Annotated in this window: 22 protein-coding genes and 1 pseudogene; 12 read left to right on the top strand and 11 right to left on the bottom strand. The window is 58.5% G+C overall.

Features of this window, described 5'->3' with window-relative positions:
* The first annotated feature begins 236 nt into the window (after positions 1-236).
* Positions 237-1,157 carry a tRNA (adenosine(37)-N6)-dimethylallyltransferase MiaA gene (gene miaA / locus ACXWUF_RS02150; RefSeq protein ID WP_458493005.1) on the top strand — a complete coding sequence of 307 codons (921 nt, stop codon included), beginning with the start codon at positions 237-239 and terminating at the stop codon, positions 1,155-1,157.
* A gap of 208 nt (positions 1,158-1,365) precedes the next feature.
* Complete coding sequence (gene mtaB, locus ACXWUF_RS02155) at positions 1,366-2,682, top strand: tRNA (N(6)-L-threonylcarbamoyladenosine(37)-C(2))-methylthiotransferase MtaB (RefSeq protein WP_458493006.1); 1,317 nt, start codon at positions 1,366-1,368, stop codon at positions 2,680-2,682.
* Positions 2,683-2,705: 23 nt separating this feature from the next.
* Here mtaB and ACXWUF_RS02160 read toward each other — a convergent pair whose 3' ends face one another.
* From ACXWUF_RS02160 to ACXWUF_RS02205, 10 genes and pseudogenes are all read right to left on the bottom strand, one after another.
* Entirely contained in the window at positions 2,706-3,116 is a 411-nt protein-coding gene (locus ACXWUF_RS02160) for a type II toxin-antitoxin system VapC family toxin (RefSeq protein ID WP_458493007.1), read from the bottom strand.
* Complete coding sequence (locus ACXWUF_RS02165; protein ID WP_458493008.1) at positions 3,113-3,379, bottom strand: hypothetical protein; 267 nt, start codon at positions 3,377-3,379, stop codon at positions 3,113-3,115. Before ACXWUF_RS02165 ends, ACXWUF_RS02160 begins: the two co-directional genes overlap by 4 nt.
* Complete coding sequence (cysZ, locus tag ACXWUF_RS02170) at positions 3,376-4,194, bottom strand: sulfate transporter CysZ (RefSeq protein WP_458493009.1); 819 nt, start codon at positions 4,192-4,194, stop codon at positions 3,376-3,378. The genes ACXWUF_RS02165 and cysZ overlap by 4 nt, the downstream gene beginning before the upstream one ends.
* Positions 4,191-4,883, bottom strand: coding sequence for a PEP-CTERM/exosortase system-associated acyltransferase (locus ACXWUF_RS02175; protein WP_458493010.1), 693 nt, complete (start codon positions 4,881-4,883; stop codon positions 4,191-4,193). Before ACXWUF_RS02175 ends, cysZ begins: the two co-directional genes overlap by 4 nt.
* A gap of 402 nt (positions 4,884-5,285) precedes the next feature.
* Positions 5,286-6,026, bottom strand: coding sequence for a Fic family protein (locus tag ACXWUF_RS02180; protein WP_458493011.1), 741 nt, complete (start codon positions 6,024-6,026; stop codon positions 5,286-5,288).
* Between the two features lie 27 nt (positions 6,027-6,053).
* Positions 6,054-6,359, bottom strand: a pseudogene (locus ACXWUF_RS02185) (HEPN domain-containing protein); the annotation flags it as partial.
* A gap of 299 nt (positions 6,360-6,658) precedes the next feature.
* Positions 6,659-8,020, bottom strand: a complete 1,362-nt coding sequence (locus ACXWUF_RS02190; RefSeq protein ID WP_458493012.1) for a sigma 54-interacting transcriptional regulator — start codon at positions 8,018-8,020, stop codon at positions 6,659-6,661.
* A gap of 9 nt (positions 8,021-8,029) precedes the next feature.
* Positions 8,030-8,602 (bottom strand): hypothetical protein, encoded by a 573-nt coding sequence (locus ACXWUF_RS02195; RefSeq protein ID WP_458493013.1) that lies wholly within the window; start codon positions 8,600-8,602, stop codon positions 8,030-8,032.
* A 9-nt stretch (positions 8,603-8,611) separates the two neighbouring features.
* A complete protein-coding gene (locus ACXWUF_RS02200; protein WP_458493014.1) occupies positions 8,612-10,120 on the bottom strand; it encodes an ATP-binding protein in 1,509 nt (502 codons plus the stop codon).
* 1 nt (position 10,121) lies between these two features.
* On the bottom strand, positions 10,122-10,631 hold the full coding sequence (locus tag ACXWUF_RS02205) for a hypothetical protein (RefSeq protein WP_458493015.1): 510 nt from the start codon (positions 10,629-10,631) through the stop codon (positions 10,122-10,124).
* 65 nt (positions 10,632-10,696) lie between these two features.
* Between ACXWUF_RS02205 and ACXWUF_RS02210 the strand changes: the two genes are divergently transcribed.
* The 6 genes from ACXWUF_RS02210 to ACXWUF_RS02235 all read left to right on the top strand — a co-directional run bounded on the left by ACXWUF_RS02210 (position 10,697) and on the right by ACXWUF_RS02235 (position 16,079).
* Entirely contained in the window at positions 10,697-11,446 is a 750-nt protein-coding gene (locus ACXWUF_RS02210) for an ABC transporter permease (protein ID WP_458493016.1), read from the top strand.
* Positions 11,443-12,180: an ABC transporter ATP-binding protein gene (locus ACXWUF_RS02215; RefSeq protein ID WP_458493017.1), complete on the top strand. Its 738-nt coding sequence runs from the start codon at positions 11,443-11,445 to the stop codon at positions 12,178-12,180. Before ACXWUF_RS02210 ends, ACXWUF_RS02215 begins: the two co-directional genes overlap by 4 nt.
* Before the next feature lie 100 nt (positions 12,181-12,280).
* Positions 12,281-12,508, top strand: coding sequence for a UPF0175 family protein (locus ACXWUF_RS02220; protein ID WP_458493018.1), 228 nt, complete (start codon positions 12,281-12,283; stop codon positions 12,506-12,508).
* Positions 12,501-12,959: a DUF3368 domain-containing protein gene (locus ACXWUF_RS02225; RefSeq protein ID WP_458493019.1), complete on the top strand. Its 459-nt coding sequence runs from the start codon at positions 12,501-12,503 to the stop codon at positions 12,957-12,959. The genes ACXWUF_RS02220 and ACXWUF_RS02225 overlap by 8 nt, the downstream gene beginning before the upstream one ends.
* A gap of 34 nt (positions 12,960-12,993) precedes the next feature.
* The gene (locus ACXWUF_RS02230; RefSeq protein WP_458493020.1) at positions 12,994-14,556 is read left to right on the top strand and encodes an NADH-quinone oxidoreductase subunit 5 family protein; all 1,563 of its coding nucleotides are present in this window, start codon (positions 12,994-12,996) and stop codon (positions 14,554-14,556) included.
* Positions 14,557-14,564: 8 nt separating this feature from the next.
* A complete protein-coding gene (locus ACXWUF_RS02235) occupies positions 14,565-16,079 on the top strand; it encodes a complex I subunit 4 family protein (RefSeq protein ID WP_458493021.1) in 1,515 nt (504 codons plus the stop codon).
* Positions 16,080-16,273: 194 nt separating this feature from the next.
* Here the strand turns inward: ACXWUF_RS02235 and ACXWUF_RS02240 are convergent, their stop codons facing one another.
* Positions 16,274-16,462 (bottom strand): hypothetical protein, encoded by a 189-nt coding sequence (locus tag ACXWUF_RS02240; protein ID WP_458493022.1) that lies wholly within the window; start codon positions 16,460-16,462, stop codon positions 16,274-16,276.
* 175 nt (positions 16,463-16,637) lie between these two features.
* Here ACXWUF_RS02240 and ACXWUF_RS02245 point away from each other — a divergent pair, with 175 nt between their 5' ends.
* The 4 genes from ACXWUF_RS02245 (at position 16,638) to ACXWUF_RS02260 (ending at position 22,398) form a co-directional block, all read left to right on the top strand.
* A complete protein-coding gene (locus tag ACXWUF_RS02245; RefSeq protein WP_458493023.1) occupies positions 16,638-18,392 on the top strand; it encodes a thiamine pyrophosphate-binding protein in 1,755 nt (584 codons plus the stop codon).
* The gene (locus ACXWUF_RS02250) at positions 18,389-19,192 is read left to right on the top strand and encodes a citryl-CoA lyase (protein WP_458493024.1); all 804 of its coding nucleotides are present in this window, start codon (positions 18,389-18,391) and stop codon (positions 19,190-19,192) included. Before ACXWUF_RS02245 ends, ACXWUF_RS02250 begins: the two co-directional genes overlap by 4 nt.
* Before the next feature lie 98 nt (positions 19,193-19,290).
* A complete protein-coding gene (locus tag ACXWUF_RS02255; protein ID WP_458493025.1) occupies positions 19,291-20,016 on the top strand; it encodes a citrate/2-methylcitrate synthase in 726 nt (241 codons plus the stop codon).
* A 279-nt stretch (positions 20,017-20,295) separates the two neighbouring features.
* Positions 20,296-22,398: a TonB-dependent receptor plug domain-containing protein gene (locus ACXWUF_RS02260; protein ID WP_458493026.1), complete on the top strand. Its 2,103-nt coding sequence runs from the start codon at positions 20,296-20,298 to the stop codon at positions 22,396-22,398.
* Positions 22,399-22,400 lie beyond the last annotated feature (2 nt).

A 22,400-nucleotide genomic window follows, 5' to 3' on the forward strand; every position in this document is an offset into this window, starting at 1 on the left:
CCCACACCCACAACCGCCGCTTGCTGGACTTAGGGAAATTGTTTCCGGCCAAATCCTAACTAATGACGTTCCAGCCCCGTCGGTCGGGCATGTACGCATGCCCGACACCACAGTTATCTGACCAGCCTCACCGCCCTCCTATGACCGAATTTCAAACTGAAGCTATGGAACGGTGCGCCGCGATGGTAGCCATCCCGCCAGGAGATGGCGCCAAGAAGCCCCCCGCCCTAGCCCTCATGGGGCCAACCGCCTCGGGCAAGACCCGCCTCGCCATCGAACTGGCGAAGGCGTTAAACGGCGAAGTGATTAGCGTCGATTCGGCCCTGGTCTATCGGGGCATGGACATCGGCACGGCCAAGCCGGACTTGGAAGAGCGACAAGGCGTGCCCCATCACCTCATCGACATACTGGACCCGGCAGACGCCTATTCCACGGGCCGTTTCCGCGAGGAAGCCCTGGCCCTGATGGCGGACATCACGGCGCGGGGCAAGCGGCCCATTCTGGCGGGCGGCACCCTGTTGTACTTCAACGCCCTGTGCCACGGCCTGTCCGCCCTGCCCTCCGCCGATCCCGACATCCGCCGCCAGATCGACGCCGAGGCAGCAGCGCGGGGCTGGCCCGCGATGCACGAAGAACTGGCGAAGATCGACCCGGACGCGGCGGCGCGGATTCACCCGAACGATCCCCAGCGCATCCAGCGGGCTTTGGAGGTGTACCGCATCAGCGGCGTGCCCCTCACCGTGTTGTGTGCCGAGACCAAATCGCCGCCCCCGCCTTTCGATTTCATCAAGCTCATCGTCGCCCCGACCGACCGCGACGCGCTGCATGAACGCATCCAGCGGCGTTTCCGGGACATGGTCGAGCGGGGCTTGATCGAGGAGGTCCGAGCCCTGTACGAGCGGGGCGATTTGCGCGCGGAATTGCCCGCCATCCGGGCGGTGGGCTACCGGCAGGTGTGGGCTTATTTCGAGGGGGAATATGACCGTGACACCATGATCGAACGCGCCGTCATCGCCACCCGGCAATTCGCCAAGCGGCAGTTCACTTGGCTGCGGCGGGAGGAGACGGCGTTGAGTTATCGGAGCGAGGACGAACGGCTAGTGGCAACGGTGTTGCGGGATGTCGCGGCGCGGATGGAGCGAGATTTCTTATGCTGAACTCCCCACCGGTTCGGCTGTCCGATGCGGTGTTCTTCCTCCTCGCAGACCCACGGCAACGTGGGTTTCTTTCTTTGACCGGCTGCAAAAATTACCACCCTGGCCGGGCCGACTTCCGGTAATTGATCCCGCGCTATAATTCGCGCCCTTTTTACACCTCCCCACTCGGCGAGCTTGTCACCCCGACCCACTCCGTCATCCGCCAACCATGCGCGTCAATCTCAAAACCCTCGGCTGCCGCCTCAACGAAGCCGAACTGGAAACCTGGGCCAGACAATTCCAAGGCGACGGCCACCGTCTGGTCGATGACACGGAAGAAGCCGACCTCGTGGTCTTCAACTCCTGCGCCGTCACCCAGGACGCCGTGCGGAAATCCCGCAACCTCCTTCGCAAAGCCGCACGGGAGAACCCCACCGCCAAGCTGGTGCTGAGCGGCTGCTACGCCACCCTGAACCGCGACGAGGCGGAAGGTCTGGGCGTGGATTTGGTGGTCGCCAACGCCGACAAGCACCGGCTGGTGGACATCGCCAAGCGCGAGCTGGACCTGCCCGCCATGCCCGCCGCGTCCACCGAGCCGGGCGAATCGGCGCTGTTCCGGCTGGGTCGGCACCGCGCTTTCGTGAAGGTACAGGACGGCTGCCGCTACCGCTGCACCTATTGCATCGTCACCGTCGCACGCGGCGAAGAACACAGCCGCCCGGCTCTGGACATCATCGACGAAATCAACGACATGCACCGGCTAGGCATCCAAGAGGCCGTGCTGACCGGCGTGCATCTGGGCGGCTACGGCAGCGACTTGGATTCCAACCTGACCGAACTGGTCCGCGCCGTGCTGGAACGCACCGCTATTCCGCGCCTGCGGCTGGGGTCGCTGGAGCCATGGGATATTCCCGGCGACTTCGTGGCGCTGTTCGAGAACCCCCGCCTCACGCCGCATTTGCACCTGCCCTTGCAAAGCGGCTCCGACACCGTGCTGAAGCGCATGGCCCGCCGCTGTCGCACCGCCGAATTCGCCGACCTGGCCGCCCGCCTCCGCGCCGCCGTGCCGGATATGAACATCACCACCGACGTCATCGTCGGCTTTCCCGGCGAGACCGACGCGGAATGGGCGGATAGCTTGGCGTTCGCGGAGAAGATGGCGTTCGGCGGTATCCACATCTTCTCCTATTCACCCCGCGCCGGAACCGCCGCCGCCGACATGGCGAATCCGGTCCATGGCGAGGTGAAAAAAGCCCGCAGCCGGGCGCTGCACGAGTTAGCGGAGCGGCAGAAGCGGGCGTTTTTCGCGAAGCATGTGGGGCGCGAATTTCCCGTGCTATGGGAGGGCACACGAACCAGCGCGGATGGTCGGACGGAGATTTATGGCTACACGCCGAATTATGTGAAGGTGGGGATGGTCGTGGAAAGTGCCGGGCTGAGTTATCGGGTGACGATGGCGCGGCTGGTGAGAGTGGCGGAGTCGGGGGAGTTTGTTTGGGCGGGATCGGTTTACGGAACGGACTCACCGGACTCAAGAACCGATTAACTCACGGCTTGGCGACCTTCATGCTATGGAATGCATTCCAACGCCGTGCCATTAGCCAAGCGATACACGCGAAAATCGCTGTCCAGCGTAAAAATGCGATGGATACCAAGCGTCTCGGCTATCGCCACCAAGGACGCATCTGCCAAATCCATGGGTGTATCACGGTATTTTTCCATTAAAACAGCCATACGCCGCACTTCATCTTCAATTGGATGATGCAAAGCCAGTCGGCCCGCCGCCCACCAGCGCCAAAGCTCGGCTTGCGCTGGATGCCCACACGAGCGAAATAAGAGATACATGGCCTCCGTAAAACAAGGCCAAGTGGTGAGCGGGCGTTCCCTTGGCAAAAACTTGGTGGCCTGAACGCAAACTCCGTGATTTGGGTCGTTTTTGTTGATGAGCGCCACCAAAGGGCCGGTGTCTATCAGGATCATAGGTGGCCTTGCCGTTGCTTCTCAGCCAGACCTTCGATGAACCGCTCGCCACACGGCTCCGATAGATTCTCCGGGGAGCCTTCCACTGTCCCGATATAGCCGGAAAGGAAATCAAACAAGGTTTCTCCATCGTCCAATAATGTCGATGGTTCGAGCCGTTCCCGTAGCCATTCAAGCGCTAGTAATTCCGGCACCGATCCGGCTTTGCGGGCCGCCTCGGCTAGGGGTTGCTCCATTTCTGTGGGAATCACTATCGTAGTCATGGTTGTTTCTCACTCACATACAGCGCCGCCCCCACCACCGCCGCCGGGGCCATCAAAATATTCAAGCCGGGCACCGCGAGTCCCAGCATCGCCATTCCGCCAAAACTCAACAGCCCGACCCGCATATCCTTCGCCAATCGGCGCTGCTCCTCAAAGCTGACGCCGTGCGCTTCCAGCGGATACGCCAGATATTCCATCCCCAGGAACCAAGCGTTGAAGGCCAGCCATAAAAACGGCGCCACCACATTGACGCCCGGAATCACGAACAAAATCAGCAGCGGCACCGCCCGCGTCAGGAAGAATCCCAGCCGCTTGAATTCCGCCGCCATCCCGCTGGTCAATTCTTTGCCCAAGGACAATCCGGGCGGCGGGGGAAGAGCCTTGCCCGTCCGCGCCAAAGCCTTCTCGGCCAGCCGACTATAAAACGGCGAGCCAATCAGATTCGCCAACACCGTGAAGGTGAAATACATCACCAGCACGAACGACAGGGCGAATATCGGCCACAGCACCCAGGCCAGGAAGCCCAGCCAAGCCGGTAGCAACCAGTGCATGAGCGCCGCGAAATAATGCACGCCCGCCCACAGGGCCAAGCCATACAAGCCCAGATTAATCAGCAGGGGCATCCACACAAAATGGCGCAGGTCGGGTGCCATCAGCAACCGCAACCCGCGCAGGAGGTAGGTGGGAGACAAAGAAAGCGGGGGGGTTAGTTTCGGATTCACGAAAGTCATGGGCGTCCGCCGAAGATAAACACAGCGGTCATTGTCGCCCAAACCCGCGCCGCCGTGCCAGTGGACGGCGGCGATTTGCCTCAAGCGGCCAGGGTTCTCAGATTGTCGAAATAGCCAGCATCCGAATAGCGGTAGAAGCTCTGGTGCGTCCTAGCCAGCATCCGCTGGGTGATGGGCGAGGCGTCGGGCACGGCGTCGAAGGCTGATTGCAGATTCATCCGATAAGGCACGCGCACACCCCGGAAGGTGCAGGCGGGGCCAATCTGTTCCATGGCAATGCCTAAGCCGTCCAAGATACGGCAGATCGACCGGCGGCAAAGGAATACCCATTGCTCAATGTTAATGCTGAGGCAGTATTCCTTTGCCGCCCGGATGAGTCCCAACAGAACCTCCGGTTCGGACACCCTATTATGGTTTCCGTTGCCCCCCGCATTGCGGTATTCATCGAGGATGAGCAGTCGGGAAAATTCGGCGATGACCATTTCAGAACCCACGTCCGGCAGGTCGATTTCGGCCACCCGGTTGATGGGGAGATAGTCCGCCGGGCCGACCACCAAGCGCGCCGCCGCGATCCAACGATTACGCTTTTTGTCCCGGACCAGGAAATGCACCGCGTGGTCGTCGTAGCGGTCTTTTTCCATTTGGTTTTTAAAGCGGCCCGCGTTCTCGAAGCCTTTCTCCAGGCAAAACACGCGGTATCGCAAGTGATAGTTGATGGCTTTGCTGTTCGCGGTGTCGGCTAACACCACCTCGTAACGGTTGTCGAACATCATACTTGGCCCTCCGTAATTCGGGTTGTTTCGACTAAGTCTAGTCCCCGGATCGTTTCCCCCAGTGTGAAAGAAGCCGGGCGAGAACCTGTTGGTTCTCACGGCCTCCTTAGCCATGAACAGCGGTTGATTTTCCTTAGCTAGATTGTGGTTCCCTACCGATGAGGTTCGCGGCAAGTCGATCCCGGAACTCGTTTTCGAGCATCGTGGAAGCCGAAAGCAGTTAGTATGCCCAAATACAGATAGCCATTGAATTCAACAGCTTACGAGATTTCTTCCGAACCCCTAACCCGCCGTTTTGTCGCCGATCCGGGACGCGCTCGGCGGTGATAGCCTAGGCGATTGTTTTTGCTGTGGTTTTTTGTCCCGGATGGAAGACGCGGGAAATGACACAGTCTCCCCAACTCACACCCTCACCCCCAGCGCGTGCCAATACGGCGCGAACCCCTGCGCCACGCACTCACCGACCAGCGCCAGAAAAGGCCCGTAATCCCCATCCACATGGGCCGCGTCCAGCGCGAGGTAATAATCCAAGCGCCGCTCCACCGGCAGCACGGCGGCGGGAAACCCGGCCTTGAGCAATTCCAGATTCATCAGCAGCCGCGAGGTGCGGCCATTGCCATCAATAAAGGGGTGAACCTTCACGAAATCCCCATGGACCCGCGCAGCCCGCTCCACCGGATGCAAGCGCCCGGCCTCCTGTTCATACCAGCGGGCGAAGTCGGCCATCTGTTCCGGCACCACCAGAAAATCCGGCGGCACATGCCGGGCACCGGCGATGGTGACGTTGAGCATGCGATAACGGCCCGCGTTGGCGTCGTCGATGTTCTTTAGCACAAGGCTATGGATGCTACGGACCTGCCATTCCGACAGCGGCTCTTGCCCGCGCACGATGTCCTCCACATACAGGATGGCGGCGCGGTGGTTGATGGCCTCGAAATGCTCCCGCAACGTCTTTCCGCCAATGGTGATGCCTTCCAGCACCACCTTGGTTTCCAGCAGGGTCAGGGTGTTGCCCTCGATGGCGTTGGAATGGTAGGTCCAGCGCAGCACCAAGTCTTCGTGCAGACGCGCCACCAGGGCGGGCGGCAACGGACGGTGGGAATCGAGTTTCGCCTTGAGGGCATCGAGCCGGGGAAAGTCCACAGGGAGGCTCCTTTATAGGGTTGAAAGTTACGGCGGGCGATTTTCCCCAGGCGTTCCCTCAATCAAAAGCCGAGCCACAAACCCATAAATCGCTTGAGCATGGGTCAGGGCTTCGTCAAACTCAATCACGCAGCGGCATGTCATCGGCGGCGAGGCCAGGATAGCGATAGGCGGAAGCGTGGGGGTCAGCAGTTCGGCGGATTCAGCGAATTGCGAGAACTCGGGCAAGCGGGTTTCGGCCTGCCGCACCAACCGCCGGACATCGTGGGTTTTCTCGAAAGCGACACCGCTGGCGACCAGCCACGCTTTAACCGCCTTCTCCGCCGCTTGCTGGCAATGATAAAGGCGGTGTCGAGTGGGCCGTGGTCCGCGTCGGCAATAATTCGCGGGTCAGGCTGGTACGGGCATCATCCATACAGCTTGGTCCGTCCCGCACAATCCGATGTTGTATGGATGAGGGCAGTCGCCAATCTGGAATTCCGCCCTCAATCGCTCCACGATTTTCTCCAAGAGACCTGCGGGAATGGTTTTCATCGCGCCACCTGTCCGGTTAACCCTCTAATCAAGCCGGGATTACATGTGGGTCATCAGGATGACCGAGCCGCCATCGCGCTCCCGAACGCGCCCGTTCATTACCCCGCGTCCGGCGCCCCTTTGAACAACGAAGGATTCATCCCATGCCGACTCAGCAGCCGGTAGAACTCGGTGCGGTTGCGCTTCGCCATCTTGGCGGCCTGGGTGACGTTGCCATTGGTCATTTGCAGCAGCCGGATCAGGTAGTTCCGCTCGAACTGGTCGCGGGCGTCCTGCAACGACATGAACGGGGCCGGCTCGTCCCGCAGGGCACGCTGCACCAGCGTCAATGGAATCAGCGGCGTGGACGACAGGGCCACGCATTGCTCCACCACATTGCGCAATTGCCGCACATTGCCCGGCCAGTCGAAATTCACCAGCGCCTCCATGGCTTCCGGCGAGAAGCCCTTGACCCGCCCGTCGTAGGACTCGGCCAATTCCCGGATGAACGCCGCCGCCAGCAGCGGAATATCCTCGGGCCGCTTGGCGAGGGCGGGCAGAATCAGGGTCACGACATTCAGGCGGTAGTACAGGTCTTCCCGGAAATTCCCCTCGGCCATGGCCTTGTCCAAATCGGCGTGGGTGGCGGAGATGATCCGCACATCCACCGACTCGTCGTCGGTGGCCCCCACCGGGCGCACCTTCATTTCCTGCAAGGCACGCAGCAGCTTGGCCTGGAAGGATTTGGGCATGTCGCCGATTTCGTCCAGGAACAGCGTGCCGCCGTCGGCGGCGCGGAATAAGCCCTTGTGGTCGCGGGTCGCCCCGGTGAAGGAACCCTTGCGGTGTCCGAACAGTTCCGATTCGAACAGGTTCTCCGGGATGGCGCTGCAATTGACCGCCACGAAGGGACCGCCCGCACGGGTGCTGGCGTCGTGGATGGCGCGGGCCAGCAATTCCTTGCCGGTGCCGCTCTCCCCGCCGATGAACACGCTGGCCTTGCTCTGGGCGATGCGCTGGGCTTGGCTCAGCAATTCTTCCATGATCGGGCTTTGAGTCAGAATGGTCCGGCGCCATTCGTCCTGATCCGCCACCGAGGCGTTGTTCATGCCGATGCGGGTGGCCTCGTTCACCAGATTGACCAGTTCGGTCTTGTCCACCGGCTTGGACAGGAAGCCGAAGACACCCCGCTGGGTGGCGCTGACCGCGTCGCTGATGGTGCCGTGGGCGGTCATGATGATGACCGGCAGGGTCGGGTATTGCTCGTGCAGGGCGTCGAACAGGCCGAGGCCGTCCATGCCCTCCATCCTGAGATCGGTGACGACCGCGTGGGGCCGGAACACGGACACCCGCGACAGGGCCGCCACGCCGCTGGCGACGGATTCCACCTCGAAGCCCACGGCGGTCAAGCGCAGGGCCAGAAGGCGCAACAAATCGGGATCGTCATCCACCAATAAAACTCGGGTTCGGCTGGTATTCATAGCAATCAATCACTGTGCATAGTTCGGTTCGTCCAGGCTTTGCTCGATGGCCTTGAGCGCTTCCAGCTTGCGTTGCAGCTCCTTCAATTCGCCCGCTTGGGACTCCAGGCGGCGGGAAGCTTTCTTCTCCTTAGACCGCGTGTCGGCAATCCGCTTTTCCAAGGATTTGAGGCGCTCGGCTTCGCGGTCCAAGCGGGCCAGGACGGTTTTTTGGTAAATCAGAAAGGCTTTCAGTTTAGGGTCGGCCACATCCGGCAGGGCCGCGTCGATGAGGGCCAGGGCGGTGCGCGGTTCGCCGCAGGACCGGCTGACCGATTGGGCGAGCATCCAATGCAGGCGGACGCCCAGACTGGGATTGGCCTTGGCAAGCTCCTTCAACCGCCGGCATTCCGCCCGCCGCTCCGCCTCCGATGCGCCAACAAAGCGCTCGGCAAACTTCAAGAGTTCGCCCAGATCGGTGCTTGAATAAGGCGGCGGGGACGGGGCTGGCGCCACCTCGATTTTCTCCCCACTCCGTGGGCCAGCGCAGCCCGCCAAGGCAAAAATCGCGGCCAGTGTCACCGCGTGGCGGAGGGTTTTCATGGATATGAATCAGTCATCTTGTCGGCAAGGAATGCGGACCCGGATGCGGGCGCCAGTGCGGCCCGGCCGGGGTTCCAAGGCTTCTACATTACCATGATGCCCGGCCACGCATTCGCTCACAATCGCCAAACCCAGCCCCGTGCCGCCCACGTTCCCTTCCCTCGCCGCCCGGCCCTGGAAGAACGGCTCGAAGATTTGCTGACGCTCATCCGGGCCGATGCCGGGACCGTCATCCTCGATTTCCAATTCCATGTGACCGCCGGCCTGTCGTAGCCCAAGGCGGATCTCCCCCCCGGCGGACGAATATTTGATGGCGTTGGATAGGAGGTTATCGACCACCGTCCGCAACTGCTCCGGGTTGCCATCGACCCGCACGGGCCGCAGCGCCGTCTTGGCGGTGAGCGCCTTGGCCCGCAGCCGGAGCTGGTTGTCGTCTATGACCGACGCCATCAATTGGGCCATGTCCACTTTCTCCCGCCGCGACGCCGAAGGCCGGGTGTTGACCTGGCTGTAATTGATGAGTTCGGCGATCAGGGTATCCAGCCTTTGGGTATTGCTGACCAAGATTTGGGCAATGTCCCGCTGTTCGGTGTTGAGTTCGCCCACCACTTCGTCGGCCAAGAGTTCCGTGCCCTCGTGGATGGTCGCCAGGGGTGTTTTGAGTTCGTGGGAAACATGGCGGATGAATTGCTGCTTGGCCGCTTCCAGGCCGTGCAAGCGGCTCCTGAGCCAGTCCAGCCGCTCGCCCAGATATTCCATGTCCTTGGGTCCGGTGACGCGCACCGGCTGCACGAGGTCGCCCGCCCCGAGTCGGCGAATGGCCCGGTCCATCTGGCGTATGGAGCGGATGATCACGAAAGTCAGCACCGAAATCAAAACCAGGGACACCGGTAGCCAGATCGAAGCCCGCCACAGCACCCGTGCCTGGACGGCTTGGGACTGAGCCTCCAGGGCGTGAACCTCGGCGTCGGTGGCCTCCGCGATGGACGCCGCCAAGTCCCGCACCTTGACGCCCAGTTCGGCGAATAATTCGTCGGCCTTCCCCATCCGCTGCTGTCCGGCATCCGGGCGGGGGCGATTCCTCTCCCGGCCATTGGCGGAATCCAGGTGGGCTTGAGATTTAGCGGCCAAGCGCTGGTAAACGGACTCTCCGTCTGTCCGCAATAGATCGAGACGCGGGGCTAATGCGGAATCGCCGGTCAATTTCTGCAAATCATCCAGCACGTCGGTGAAGGCGTGATAAGCGTCATCAAAGGCCGTGTGGCTGTCAGCATCGTCCAGCACCAGATGGCGCTTGGCCTTGCGCTCGAAATCCACCAGCCGCTCCCGCAGCATTTCGTTCTTCTGGGCCAGTTGCGCCACGCGGTAGGCCATGGTCTGGGAGGACACGGCCAGCTCGTCCACCGCGTGGACCGCCGCCACCAGGGTCGCCACCAAGGGCAGCACCGCCAGGGCGAAGCCGAACAGGATCAGGCTACGCAGCGCCAGGGGATGAAGGATGCGGGCCAAGACCGACACGCTAGAACTCGACGCAATAGCCGGACACCGGCTCCGCCTCGCCGATGCTGTAGCCGCTGCGGGCCTTGACGAACTCGCGGGCGAATTCGTGGCTGGAGGGGAATTCGGCGTGGATGCGATAGAGCGGCTCGGCCTGGGCGAGGCGGACCTCGTGGCCCACTTCCGCGCACAACTGGCCGAAGGCTTGTTCCGACAGGCCCAGTTCGTCGGGGCCAACGATTTGGCCGTCATCCACCACATTCAGCACCGCCTCGATGCGCTGGCCGTTGCAGCGGCCTTCGATCTTGGCGAGCGCCTGGAAGCCCTCGGCCCGGTACACCGAGCATTCCCGGCGCAGGTAGGCGGCGTTCTCGCGGTAGGTGTCGATGGCGATGCGGCGCAGCCTCAGCACGCCGCCGGATTGTTGGGTGGATTCGGGCAACGGCGCCGGGATTGAGGGTACGGAATGGTCGTCGAGCATCAGGCTGGCCCCCGTAAAAACATTGGTATCGTTAGGGATTGCCGTGGTCATCGTTTTAAAATACCACGCCCGACTGATCCGAGTCGCCTTTCCCACTCCCCCCCGACTGTTGCCGCGTGCCGACCCCCAAAGCCCTGTTCCTCCCGCTTGCCTCCTTCGCCGCGTTCGCCGCGTTCTGGCAAGTCGCCGCCCTGGTCGCCGCTTCGCCGCTGCTGCCCTCCCCCATGGCGGTCGCGGCGGTGCTGGCCGGGGAAATCCGCTCCGGGCAATTGCCCTACCATCTCGGCGTCACGCTGGCCCGGCTTGCCGCCAGCTTCAGCTTGGCCATGAGCCTCGGCACCGGACTCGGCATTCTGCTGGGGCGGCATCCCAAGTTGGATAAGTTTTTCGATAGCTGGCTGGTGCTGTTCCTGAACATCCCGGCTCTGGTGACGGTGATCCTGTGCTACGTCTGGTTCGGCCTCTCGGAGAGCGCCGCCATCGCCGCCGTGGTCATCAACAAGCTGCCCAATGTCATCGTCACCGTGCGGGAAGGCACCCGCGCCCTAGATCGCGACTTGCTGGAAATGGCCGAGGTGTACCGCTTCGGGCGGCTGAAAACCCTGCGCCATGTCATCTGGCCGCAGCTCGCGCCCTTCGTGCTGGCCGCGTCGCGCACCGGCCTGGCGCTGATTTGGAAGATTATTTTGGTGGTGGAATTGCTCGGGCGTAGCAACGGCATGGGCTACCAATTGCATTTGTTCTTCCAGATGTTCGACGTGTCGGCCATCCTCGCCTACACCATCGCTTTCGTGGTGGTGGTGCAGGTCATCGAACTCGCCCTGCTCAAGCCGCTGGACCGGCGAGCCAAGCGGTGGCGCCGATGACGGCAGTCCATATCGACATCGCCAGCAAGCATTACCGGATCGACGGCCACCCCAGCCCGGTGCCGGTCATCCGAGACTTGCGGCTGAATTTGGGATCGGGCGAATTCGTCTGCCTGGTGGGTCCGTCCGGTTGCGGCAAGACGACGCTGCTCAACATCGTGGCGGGGCTGGACCGGGACTACCGGGGTTCGGTGCGGATCGAAGCGGCCTCGAACCCGCCGCGCATCGGTTACGTGTTTCAGAATCCGCGCCTGCTGCCGTGGCGCACGGTGCGGGAGAACATCGCGCTGGCCCTGCCGAAAGACACCGATCCGGCCTACGTGGATCATTTATTCGAGGTGGTCGGGCTGACGGACGCCCGCGATGTGTACCCGGAACGCCTGTCCCTGGGGATGAGCCGCCGCGCCGCGCTGGTCCGGGCCTTCGCCATCAACCCCGACCTGCTGTTGATGGACGAGCCGTTCGTCTCACTGGACCCGCCGACCGCCCGCCGCATCCGCGAACTGGCCTTGCGGCTGTGGCGGGAGCGCCCGCACACGGTCCTGTTCGTCACCCACGATTTGCGGGAGGCCATTGAATTGGCGGATCGGCTGGTGTTCCTGGAGCCTTCCCCAGCGGCGGTGATTGGCGATGTGACCGTGGATTTGCCCCGGGACGAGCGCGGCGACGCGGCCATTGAGGCGTTCCGGCAACGTCTGCGGGCGGAGGTTCCGGCGATTCGGGGCTTGCTTTGAGTGGGTGGGGGAACGGAATTATCTTGGTTCGCTGGCCTAACAGAAACCAGCATTTTGCTATGATGCGGAAAATGCTGTTTACCCCTATCAGGAGAAACCCATGGCAACTTTGCAATTACGCTTACCGGATTTCGTAACCATAGCGCCGGCAGAGTTAACCCTGATATTGGCCGCTCATCTTTATGGACAGGGCGCATTGTCCATCGGCCAAGCGGCGGAATTGGCCGGGCTGCCGAAGCGGGCATTCATGGAATTATTGGGGCGTTACAACATATCCGCATTTAATTACAGTGAGGAAGAATTGGAGCGGGATATCCAAAATGCCTAATATCGTTTCAAATACCAGTGGGCTTATCGCGCTCGACAACATTAGCCGTTTGGATATTTTTGAAAAGCTTTACGGGACGATTCACATATCGGAGGAAGTGGTGAGCGAGTTTGGAATCGTCGCGCCCGCATGGATTAAGATTCATGCGGTGCAAGATAAAGTTAAAACGCGAATATTGCACAATCTTGTCGATTTAGGGGAAGCCAGCACAATTGCCTTGGCCTATGAATTCGATGATGTGACGTTAATACTCGATGATCTCAAGGCACGAAAACTGGCTGACAATTTGAATTTGCGCTATACCGGCCTACTCGGAATTTTGATTAAAGCCAAACAAGCCGGAGTTATCACCTCGATACAAGAAATTCTGGTTGGCTTACGAACCGCCGGATTTCGATTCTCTCCCGCGATGGAAGCTAAGGCATTGCGGTTGGCGGGCGAACATAAGTAACTCCAATGCTCAAATAACATCATCCACCTCCCCCATGCCTGACTGGCTCATTGCTCTAATCCCCACGCTGCCGATACTCGCCGCCACCCTCATCGGCGCAGGCATTGCTTCCGGGCATATTGCGGGCGAAGCCTCCGAGCGCTTCACCGCCCGCCTCGCCGTGGGAGCCGCCGCCCTCGCCTTCCTTTTATCCGCGCTGGTCACAGGACTCCGCCTTGCCGACCTTCTTCCCGAACACATCGTCCTCGGCACTTGGCTGGCCAGCGGCGATTACCGCATCCAAATCAGCTTCACCGCCGACCGGCTCGGCCTCGGCCTGTCCCTGCTGTTCGGCTTGTTCGCTTGGATGGTCGCCCGCTTCTCGGTCAATTACATGCACCGGGAAGCCGGATTCCACCGTTTCTTTATGGTGCTGTCGCTGTTCGCCGGGGCCATGCAATGGCTGGTACTGGCGGGCAATGCGCCGCTCACTTTCGCGGGCTGGGAACTGGCCGGGGTGTGTTCCTACCTGCTCATCGCCTACGCCTACGACCGCCCAACGGCGGCGGGCAACGCCACCCGCGCCTTCGTCACCAACCGCCTCGGCGACGCTGGTTTCGCGCTGGGCATTTTTCTGGCCTTCGCCTGGACTGGCGGCGTGGAATGGCCGACGTTGCTCGCCAAGGGCGCCCACTTGCCGCCCTTACAAGCGGGACTGCTGGCGAGTGGCTTCTTGCTGGCGGCGGTCGCCAAGTCCGCCCAAGTGCCGCTGGCGCCGTGGCTGGCCCGTGCGATGGAAGGGCCGACGCCCTCCAGCGCCATTTTCTACGGCGCGGTGATGGTTCATGCCGGGGTGTATCTGGTGCTGCGGCTGGAACCCGTGTTCGAGCAAGCGCCCGTGGTCATGGCGGTGATGGCGGTTATTGGCTTTCTGACGGCGCTGTATGGCTTCGCCTGTGGGCTGGTGCAAACCGATGTCAAATCGGCGCTGATTTTTTCCACCATGGGCCAAGTCGGGCTGATGTTTTTGGAATGCGGACTGGGCTGGTGGACGCTCGCGGCGTTGCACTTGGTGGCCCACGCGGTGGTGCGCGGCTATCAATTCCTGACCGCGCCCTCACTCATGCATCGAATCTTGGGCGAACCGGCCCGCCCGCCCCTGCCCGTCTTAGCCCGACAACACGGGCTGTACCTCGCGGCCTTGCGGCGCTTCTGGCTGGAGGAATTGGGCGATTTCGTCACGGTCAAGCCGGTGCGACGCTATGCCGCCGATCTTGTGAATTTCGACAGCCGGGTGGTGGACCCGTTGGTGGGGCTGTCCGCCCCGGCCATGCAAGGGCTGGCGTCTTTGGCCGAATGGGAGGAACACAAGCTTGGCGCGGCACTGGATAGCCGTAGTGGCCGGGCTAGGGTCGGCGGTTTGTTGGGGCTGCTGGTCCATAGCGCCGCTGCTGCGCTGCATTGGTTCGAGCAACGGCTGGTGCTGGATGGCGCGGGCCTCAGGATGCTGGCCCTGGGGCGGCGATTCGGGGCGAGGCTTAATCACATCGAAGCCGGGCTGACCCAGCCCCGCTATTTGGTCCTGCTGGTCATCATCACCCTGTTAGCCACCCTCTGAAATCGCCCATGCCCACCGAAATCGCCTGGTCGGCACAAGCCCCACTGCCCGTATTGAGCCTCTTGGCTTTCTGGCCCTTGCTGGTCATGGTGGCCGTGCTGTTGTCCGGGTCGCGCCGCCAAGCCTTCTTCATCGGGTTCGGCGGCACCGGGCTGGAATTGGGCATCGCCCTGTTCGTCGTGACCGCGCTGGACCGGCAAACGGCGCAGCTGCAATTCGCCGAACACCTGCGCCTGCTGCCTTTCCTGAGCTATCACCTGGCGGTGGACGGCCTAAGCGTGCTGTTCATCGCGGCGACGGCCCTCTTGAGTTTTTTGATGGTGCTGTATGGCCGCATCGTCATGGAGGAACCCTTGCGGCATTATCTGGCGGGCGTGCTGGTGTTTGAAGCCATGCTCATCAGCCTGTTCATGGCCCAGGACTTGCTGCAATTCTGGCTGCTGGCCGCGACGGAGGTTTTACCCGCGACGTATCTTTCGCTGCGCTGGGGCACCGGGCAGGCACGCCAGCAGGCGACGGTACGTTACCTGCAATTCATGGGCGGCGGGCTGGGGATGCTGCTGTGCGGCCCCTTGGTGTTGGGCTGGCATCATGCCCAGGTGGCCGGGTATTGGTCGTTCGATCTGGCGGATCTATTGACCACTCCTCTACCACCCCACCTCGAAACTGTAGTGTTTGTATTCATGTACTACGGGTTTTCGGTGCGGATGGCGATGTTCCCTTTCCACGGCTGGCTGCCGCCCTTGGCTCAACATGGCACACTGGCGACGGTGGGCGTGTTCTTGGTGGGCAGCAGGCTCGGAATCTACGGGCTGTTGCGCTTCGTCCTGCCGCTGCTGCCAGACGCGGTCCACGTCTTCAAGCCGCTGGCCGTGGGGCTGGGCCTCGTCGGCATTTTTTATGGCGCCTTGCTGGCGCTGATGCAGTTGAATCTGCGCCGTCTGTTGGCCTTTGCCGCCGTCAGCCAATCGGGAATGCTGGTCATCGGGGTGTTTTGCCTGAACCGTGAGGGCTTGGCGGGCGCTTTGCTGCTAGCGGTTAATTTTGGCGTCGCCTCTAGCGCCCTGCTGTTCGCCACCGGCTTGTTATTGCACCGGGCCGGAAGCTCCTTGCTGCCCCGTCTGGGTGGCTTGTTTGATCCCATGCCCTTGCTGGGTATTACTTTTTTAATTGGCGCCCTCAGCACCATGGCCATGCCCGGCACGCCCGGCTTCGACGCCGCCCATCTGTTGCTGGAAGGTGCCATCGAGACCCATGACTGGGGCGTCGGCACCGCCGTCGCCATCGGCAATGTGCTGTCAGCGGCCTTCCTGCTGTGGGCCTTCCAGCGGACCTTCCTGGCCCAGCGCCGGGAAACCGTGATCCGCCCTGTCAAGACGCGGGTGACGCTCTCCGAAGCGGCCCTCACTGGCATTTTATGCGCCGTGCTGCTGGGGGTGGGGTTCTATTCGGAACCTTGGCTGGAAACAGTGGACAAGTCAGTGAGCCTTCTGGCGGAGCGGTTTGAAGCGAGGCATCGGTGATATCCGGCGGCTTAAATAGAAGCGGACGCTGCTTAAACGCGAACCACATCCTGCCTTCAAAGTAACCCAAACAAAATTTTGTCGTTATAAAGAGACGTTTTTCTTTTTAACAGGTACAATCGCTTCGATATTGCTTGAGTGTTCCGCCACTACAGAGTCGAAGCCAAGCTCAAACATGGTGGGGCGGGGCTGGCTTAATTAAGCTGGCCGGGAAATAAGCCGTCCGGCTGTTTCCCATCAGAAAAAGCAATAAATAGACCCAATGCATCCATTGCCAAGATACAAGCGTACACCGCTAGCGCTTCATCCCGACAGCAACAAGCGGCCAATTTCGCCGTATTACTTTCAGTAGAACCATGCCGAGCAATCACATCTTGGATCATTCAAACGAAATCCTTGACTCTACGCAGTGGTTAACCTCAAAAGCACCAAACCACTTATGTAAATTATTTGCCGTGTTGGTCATCCCAGCATTTCCATTTCAATAATACGCGGGGGATTATGTCAGTATCAAAAAAGTCATGCTCAGAATCCGGGTCCAACAGAACACTGGCCGACTTGCTGGTCGATTATTTAGAGCAGTTATCGGTCGATTATGTATTCGGGGTACCCGGCGGAGCCATTGAGCATTTGTATAGCGCCCTAGCCCGCAGCCAGCGGCGGGGCGGGCCGCGCCCAATCGTGGCACGACACGAGACCGGGGCCGCTTTCATGGCGGATGGCTATTATCGAGAAACCGGAAAGCTGGGAGTTTGTTGTACGACCACAGGGCCTGGTGCCACCAATATCATTACCGGCGTGGCTTCCGCTTATGAGAATCAGATTCCCATGCTAGTTATCAGCGCCCAAACCGCGCTGGCTCATTTTGGTCGTGGCGCGGCCCAGGAATCATCCTGCACTGGAATAGACACCGTGGGCTTATTCCGCTATTGCTCTCGCTATAGCACGCTGATTTCCCATCCCGATCAATTTGAGCATAAGCTTTCAACAGCGATCATGACGGCGTTTGGATCCCCCACCGGACCCGCCCATATTAGCGTTCCATGGGATGTGCTTAGCAGTCCAGCTCTGAATGATGCCCCGGCCTTTGATCTGAGTGGATTCGCCATCCCGCCTTCCGTTATTGATACCAGCGCGGTCGAGAATCTTTGTGAATTATTAGCTCAGGCCAAGAAAGTGGTTTTCGTAGTGGGCGGCGGGTGCGGAGAAGCCATTCACAAGATCATTGAATTGGCTACCGCGTTGAACTCCTCAATAGTCGCCACCATGCACGGCAAGGGCTTCATTGATCCATACCAGCCACTATTCCGGGGAATCATCGGCTACGCTGGACACGCCAGCGCTAGGGATGTTCTAACTGACCCGGAAGTCGATGCCGTGGTGGCGATAGGCACCACCTTGGGAGAGTTGGATAGTAATGGATGGGATTCTAGATTCCTGCTCAATCATCGCCTCATACACATTGATTCCATCGAAAGCCATTTGACCAACTCTCCCATGGCCCGACTCCGTGTCAGGGGCAGAATACTGACGATCTTTAATTATCTTCTTGACCGTTTTAGTAGCATAGCGACAAAGCAATCATCCATATCGGCTATTTCTTTGGCTACAGCTACAGGCGGAACTCCACAAGATACTCAAGCTAGCCGTGAAGCCATGCTACCCTTCCAGCTAGATGGCGAAGTCGAGTTTAATGACTCAATACCCATCAAGCCACAACGCCTTATGCGGGAGTTATCCAGGTTATTTCCTCCGGGCACGAGCTTTATTACGGACACCGGCAATGGGCAAGCTTGGGCCATTCACTATTTGCACCCCATTGGAAAGGTGGCCCCTGGCCCACATCCAGGCAGTGGCGGAACCTTTAGAAACTGTGCGGAATTCGTATCCATGGCTTGGTCCATGGGCGCTGCGGTTGGAACCGCGTTGGGCAATCGCGAAAAGCCAGTGGTCTGCATTATTGGCGATGGCAGCTACCTTATGAGCGGGCAGGAAATTACCGTGGCGGTCCAAGAGAAACTGACGGTGATTTTTGTCGTGCTGAATGATTCGGCGCTGGGTATGGTTAAGCACGGGCAAAAACTCACCCAAAGCGAAGCCATTGGTTTTGAACTGCCCGATATTGACTATAGCGTCTGCGCTCGGGCCATGGGTGCCGAAGCTTATACCATCTGCTCATCGCAGGATTTGCAAGCCTTGGATATTGCGGCGCTATGTCGTCGACTAGGGCCAACCTTGCTCGATGTCCGTATTGATGTAAATGAAGTGGCGCCCATCGCGGCCCGTATACAAATTCTGGGTGCCCATGAATGAGCGATAATCCAGAGGTTATACATACCCGTATTTGGAAGGAGATTCCTGAGCCAGACAACCCTTTTGCGGCTTCGGTCTGCCTGTGTTCTGGCTATGATGTGTATGGTGATCTTCTCGGTAAAGCCAGTTGGATTGAATATCTTTATTTGCTCTTCAAACAAGAGCCACCGACAAAAAGCCAAGCCGTATTATTGGAAGGCCTTGCCATTGCCCTTGCCAATCCCGGCCCCCGCGATCCCGCCGTACACGCCGCCATGTGTGGGGGCGTGGGTGGCTCTACCCATGCCTCCTGCTTAATGGCGGCGCTGGGCGTCGGCGCGGGGCAGTTGGGCGGTGCGCATGAAGTGGCATTGGCGATGGAAAACTGGCAAGCCTGTGGCCTAGACCTGGAATCCTGGCGTACCCGCCTAACAAACCCACCCGTGGAAGAGCGTGCTGACGTGTGGTTGCCCATGGAGCATCCACCGGGTTTCGATCCTCATGGCGCCAGTTGCGCCACGCCAGTCAGGCAAACGCTCGCTTTCCTGGCGCAATGCAGCACTGGAAACTCCCTCGATTGGCTTCTGCGTTTTCGCCCGCAACTTGAATCCATCGTGGATTGTCCCGTGGCAATGACCGGCGTCGCCGCCGCCGCGTTGACCGATCTTGAATTCACGCCGCCGCAAGGCGAAATGCTTTTCCTGCTGCTGCGGCTACCCGGCGCGGCGGCGCACGCACTGGAACAGCAAGAGCATGGCTGGCGGGGCTTTCCGTTCTTCGCCAATGGCATCAAACTGGAAAATTTTCCAAACAGTATATGAGTTGAATGGACATTATGCGCGGCCCTAAACAGCTTTTAGCGAGTGAGAACTGCTGGACTACTAGTATGGGGGCATGTTTTCCAAAGGAGGCTCGGGTCGTGTTCCGAGGCAAAGAATTATTTACCGAGCTTAATAAGCTTTCTTGGGTGGGCTTGCTATTTTATAGTATTACTGGGCGAATTCCAGATGACAATCAGGTTCGTATGATTGAAGGAATCTGGCGAATATGTAATAGCTATCCAGATCCAAGAATATGGAATAACCGGATTGCCGCACTCGCCGGAACCGCCCGCAGCACCGGGGCTTTGGCTATTGGCGCAGCGACAGCGGCAACCGAAGCTTCAATTTATGGGCATCGCCCCACGATGCGCGCACTCGAGTTTTTATATCAAACCCAAAAGAGCCTAGATCAAGGTGCGGAATTAATGGATTTGGTTGCATTGGAAAAAACAAGATATAAAATAATTCCAGGATACGGACGTCCGGTCATACAGGGCAAAGATGAGCGAATCGAACCCCTTCTTGAACTCGCAAAGTCGCTTGGATTAGGCGATGGCAAATATGTGGAACTCATATTTAAAATTGAACAAATCTTATTAAATAGTCGATGGCAGCTACACATGAATATTGCCGCGCTGCAAGCGGCTTTAGCTGCGGAGCAAGGATTTTCGTGTCGAGAATATTATCTTTTTAGAATTGTAGGCTACTCCGCTGGAATGCTTCCTTGCTATGTGGATGCCGCGACACAGGCAGAAGCAACATTATTTCCCATACGTTGCAACAATATATTATATTCTGGTAGCTCACCACGGACATGGCGATAATTATGGTTCTTTAGGAATTTGCATGGAAAAAAGCTTTGAGGATCGACAGCCCATTAACAAAAACAACAGCTTGCACATGGGGCGCTGGCGTTCACCACGCGAAATCCCAAAGACCCATAATTATTAGCGCCATCAGATATCAATAAAATTGGCGACAATAAGAAACATTATGCCTCAGCATCATCATAATTAATGACTTTATAAAAAACTTCGCGATCCCACTCCATTAATTACATGGCAGCAAATCAACGTCAACATCAAACTTAATTGGATACTTGTGTGACCGCCATCAACCGAATCGCCCTTCTTTTTTTGGTCGCCCATTATACTAACGCAGCCGCACAACCACTAGAAAGAGAGGATGAGAAAGCTTTGCTCCAGCTGTATGGCGATGAAGAGATGATTATCACCGCTACAGGAGCAAAGAAACCAATTTCAAAAGCGCCATCGGTCGCTACCGTTATTACTCAAGAAGATATTAAACGAATAGGTGCCACGGATTTGGACGAAGTACTGGAAACTGTGCCTGGGCTACACGTATCCAGAAATACAATATATGGGCCAGTTTATACAATTCGTGGCGTTTACTCAGGTCAAAACCCACAAGTCTTAGTACTCATCAACAATATTCCAATTACTAACTTATTCGTAGGAGATCGCAGTAGGGTTTGGGGTGGCATGCCTGTGCAAGGCATTGCTCGCGTTGAAGTTGTTAGGGGGCCTGGATCCGCTGTTTATGGTGCCGATGCTTTTGCTGGCGTAATCAATATAATTACCAAGACTAAAGAAGATATTAAAGGAACTGAAGCTGGCGGGAGGGTCGGTAGCTTCGATACTTACGATGGGTGGGCGTTGCATGGCGATAAATGGGGAGATTTCGACATAGCGGCCATGTTGGAATACCATAATACCAACGGCCAACGAAAAACTATTGGGGCGGATGCACAATCCTTTTTTGATCAAAACCTGCACACCGACGCCTCTCTCGCCCCAGGTCCAGTCAGCCTTGAGCGGGACAATCTCGACGCACGGCTCGATGTATCTCGTGAGAATTGGCGTTTTCATGGTGGTCTACAACACCGATCAAATATTGGAGCCGGTGCTGGAGTGGCTCAGGCGCTTGATACCCATGGACGATACGCCAGTGACCGCTGGAATGCTGATTTAATTTACCATAACCCTGAATTTACTGAGAATTGGGACGTTACAGCGCAAGTTAGTTATTTTAATACCTCTCAAATAATTCAAAAAAATCTACTTATTTATCCCCCCGGATCGTTCGATGGAGCCTTCCCTCAAGGGGTCATCGGAAATCCAGAAGTTTTTGAGCGGCATGCCCGAGCTAGCATTTCTGGATTTTATTCTGGTTTTGATTGGCATACATTTCGAGTTGGTGCTGGCTTTAATTACGACAGCATTTATGATGTTCAAGAAACAAAGAATTATAACTTTATTTCTGGCAGCTTAACGCCCGCCCCTCTGAAGGCGCTAATTAATGTCACTCAAAAATCCGAGCTGTTTCTAACGCCCGGCAACCGCAAAAACAGCTTTCTTTTCTTACAGGACGAATGGCATTTCGCTAAAGATTGGGAGCTAACAGCAGGCGTGCGCTACGATTATTATTCCGATTTCGGCAGCACAGTTAATCCCCGCCTAGCCTTGGTTTGGGAAACCCGCCACGACCTAACCACAAAGTTGCTTTATGGCCGTGCTTTTCGAGCGCCCTCGTGGGCAGAAACCCGCAACATCAATAATCCCGTATCTCTGGGCAATCCAAACTTACGTCCGGAAACCATCAATACCATTGAATTGGCTTTCGACTACCGGCCAATAGATAAGTTAAGATTGGGGCTTAATATTTTTAATTATTGGTGGAGCGATATTATCCGGTTTGTTCCTGATTCTGGAGCAACCACAATTACCGCACAGAATGCCGGTCAACAAACCGGCCATGGCCTGGAACTGGAAGCGGATTGGCGAATAGCCAAGGAATTCAGCCTATTGGGAAATTATTCTTACCAACATTCCACCGATGAAACCACCAATCATGATGCCGGATATGCCCCCCATCACAAGGTTTACTTAAGGGGGGACTGGGAATTCCTGCCCAACTGGCACCTCAACCCGCAAATCGACTGGATCATCGACCGTCAGCGTCCTGCGGGAGATAACCGCCCCCCCGTGTCGGACTATGTGTGGGCCGACCTAACCATACGGCGCAAACATTTGCTGGACCACTGGGAAGCCGCCTTCTCGGTACGCAATCTCTTCAACTCCGACGCCCGAGAACCCAGTCCCGCCGGTACCCGACAAGCGCTTATTCCGAATGACCTGCCGCTCCCTGGACGGTATTTCTACGGCGAAATCCGCTTTAATTTTTGAGT

The organism is Methylomagnum sp. (genome assembly GCF_054333355.1).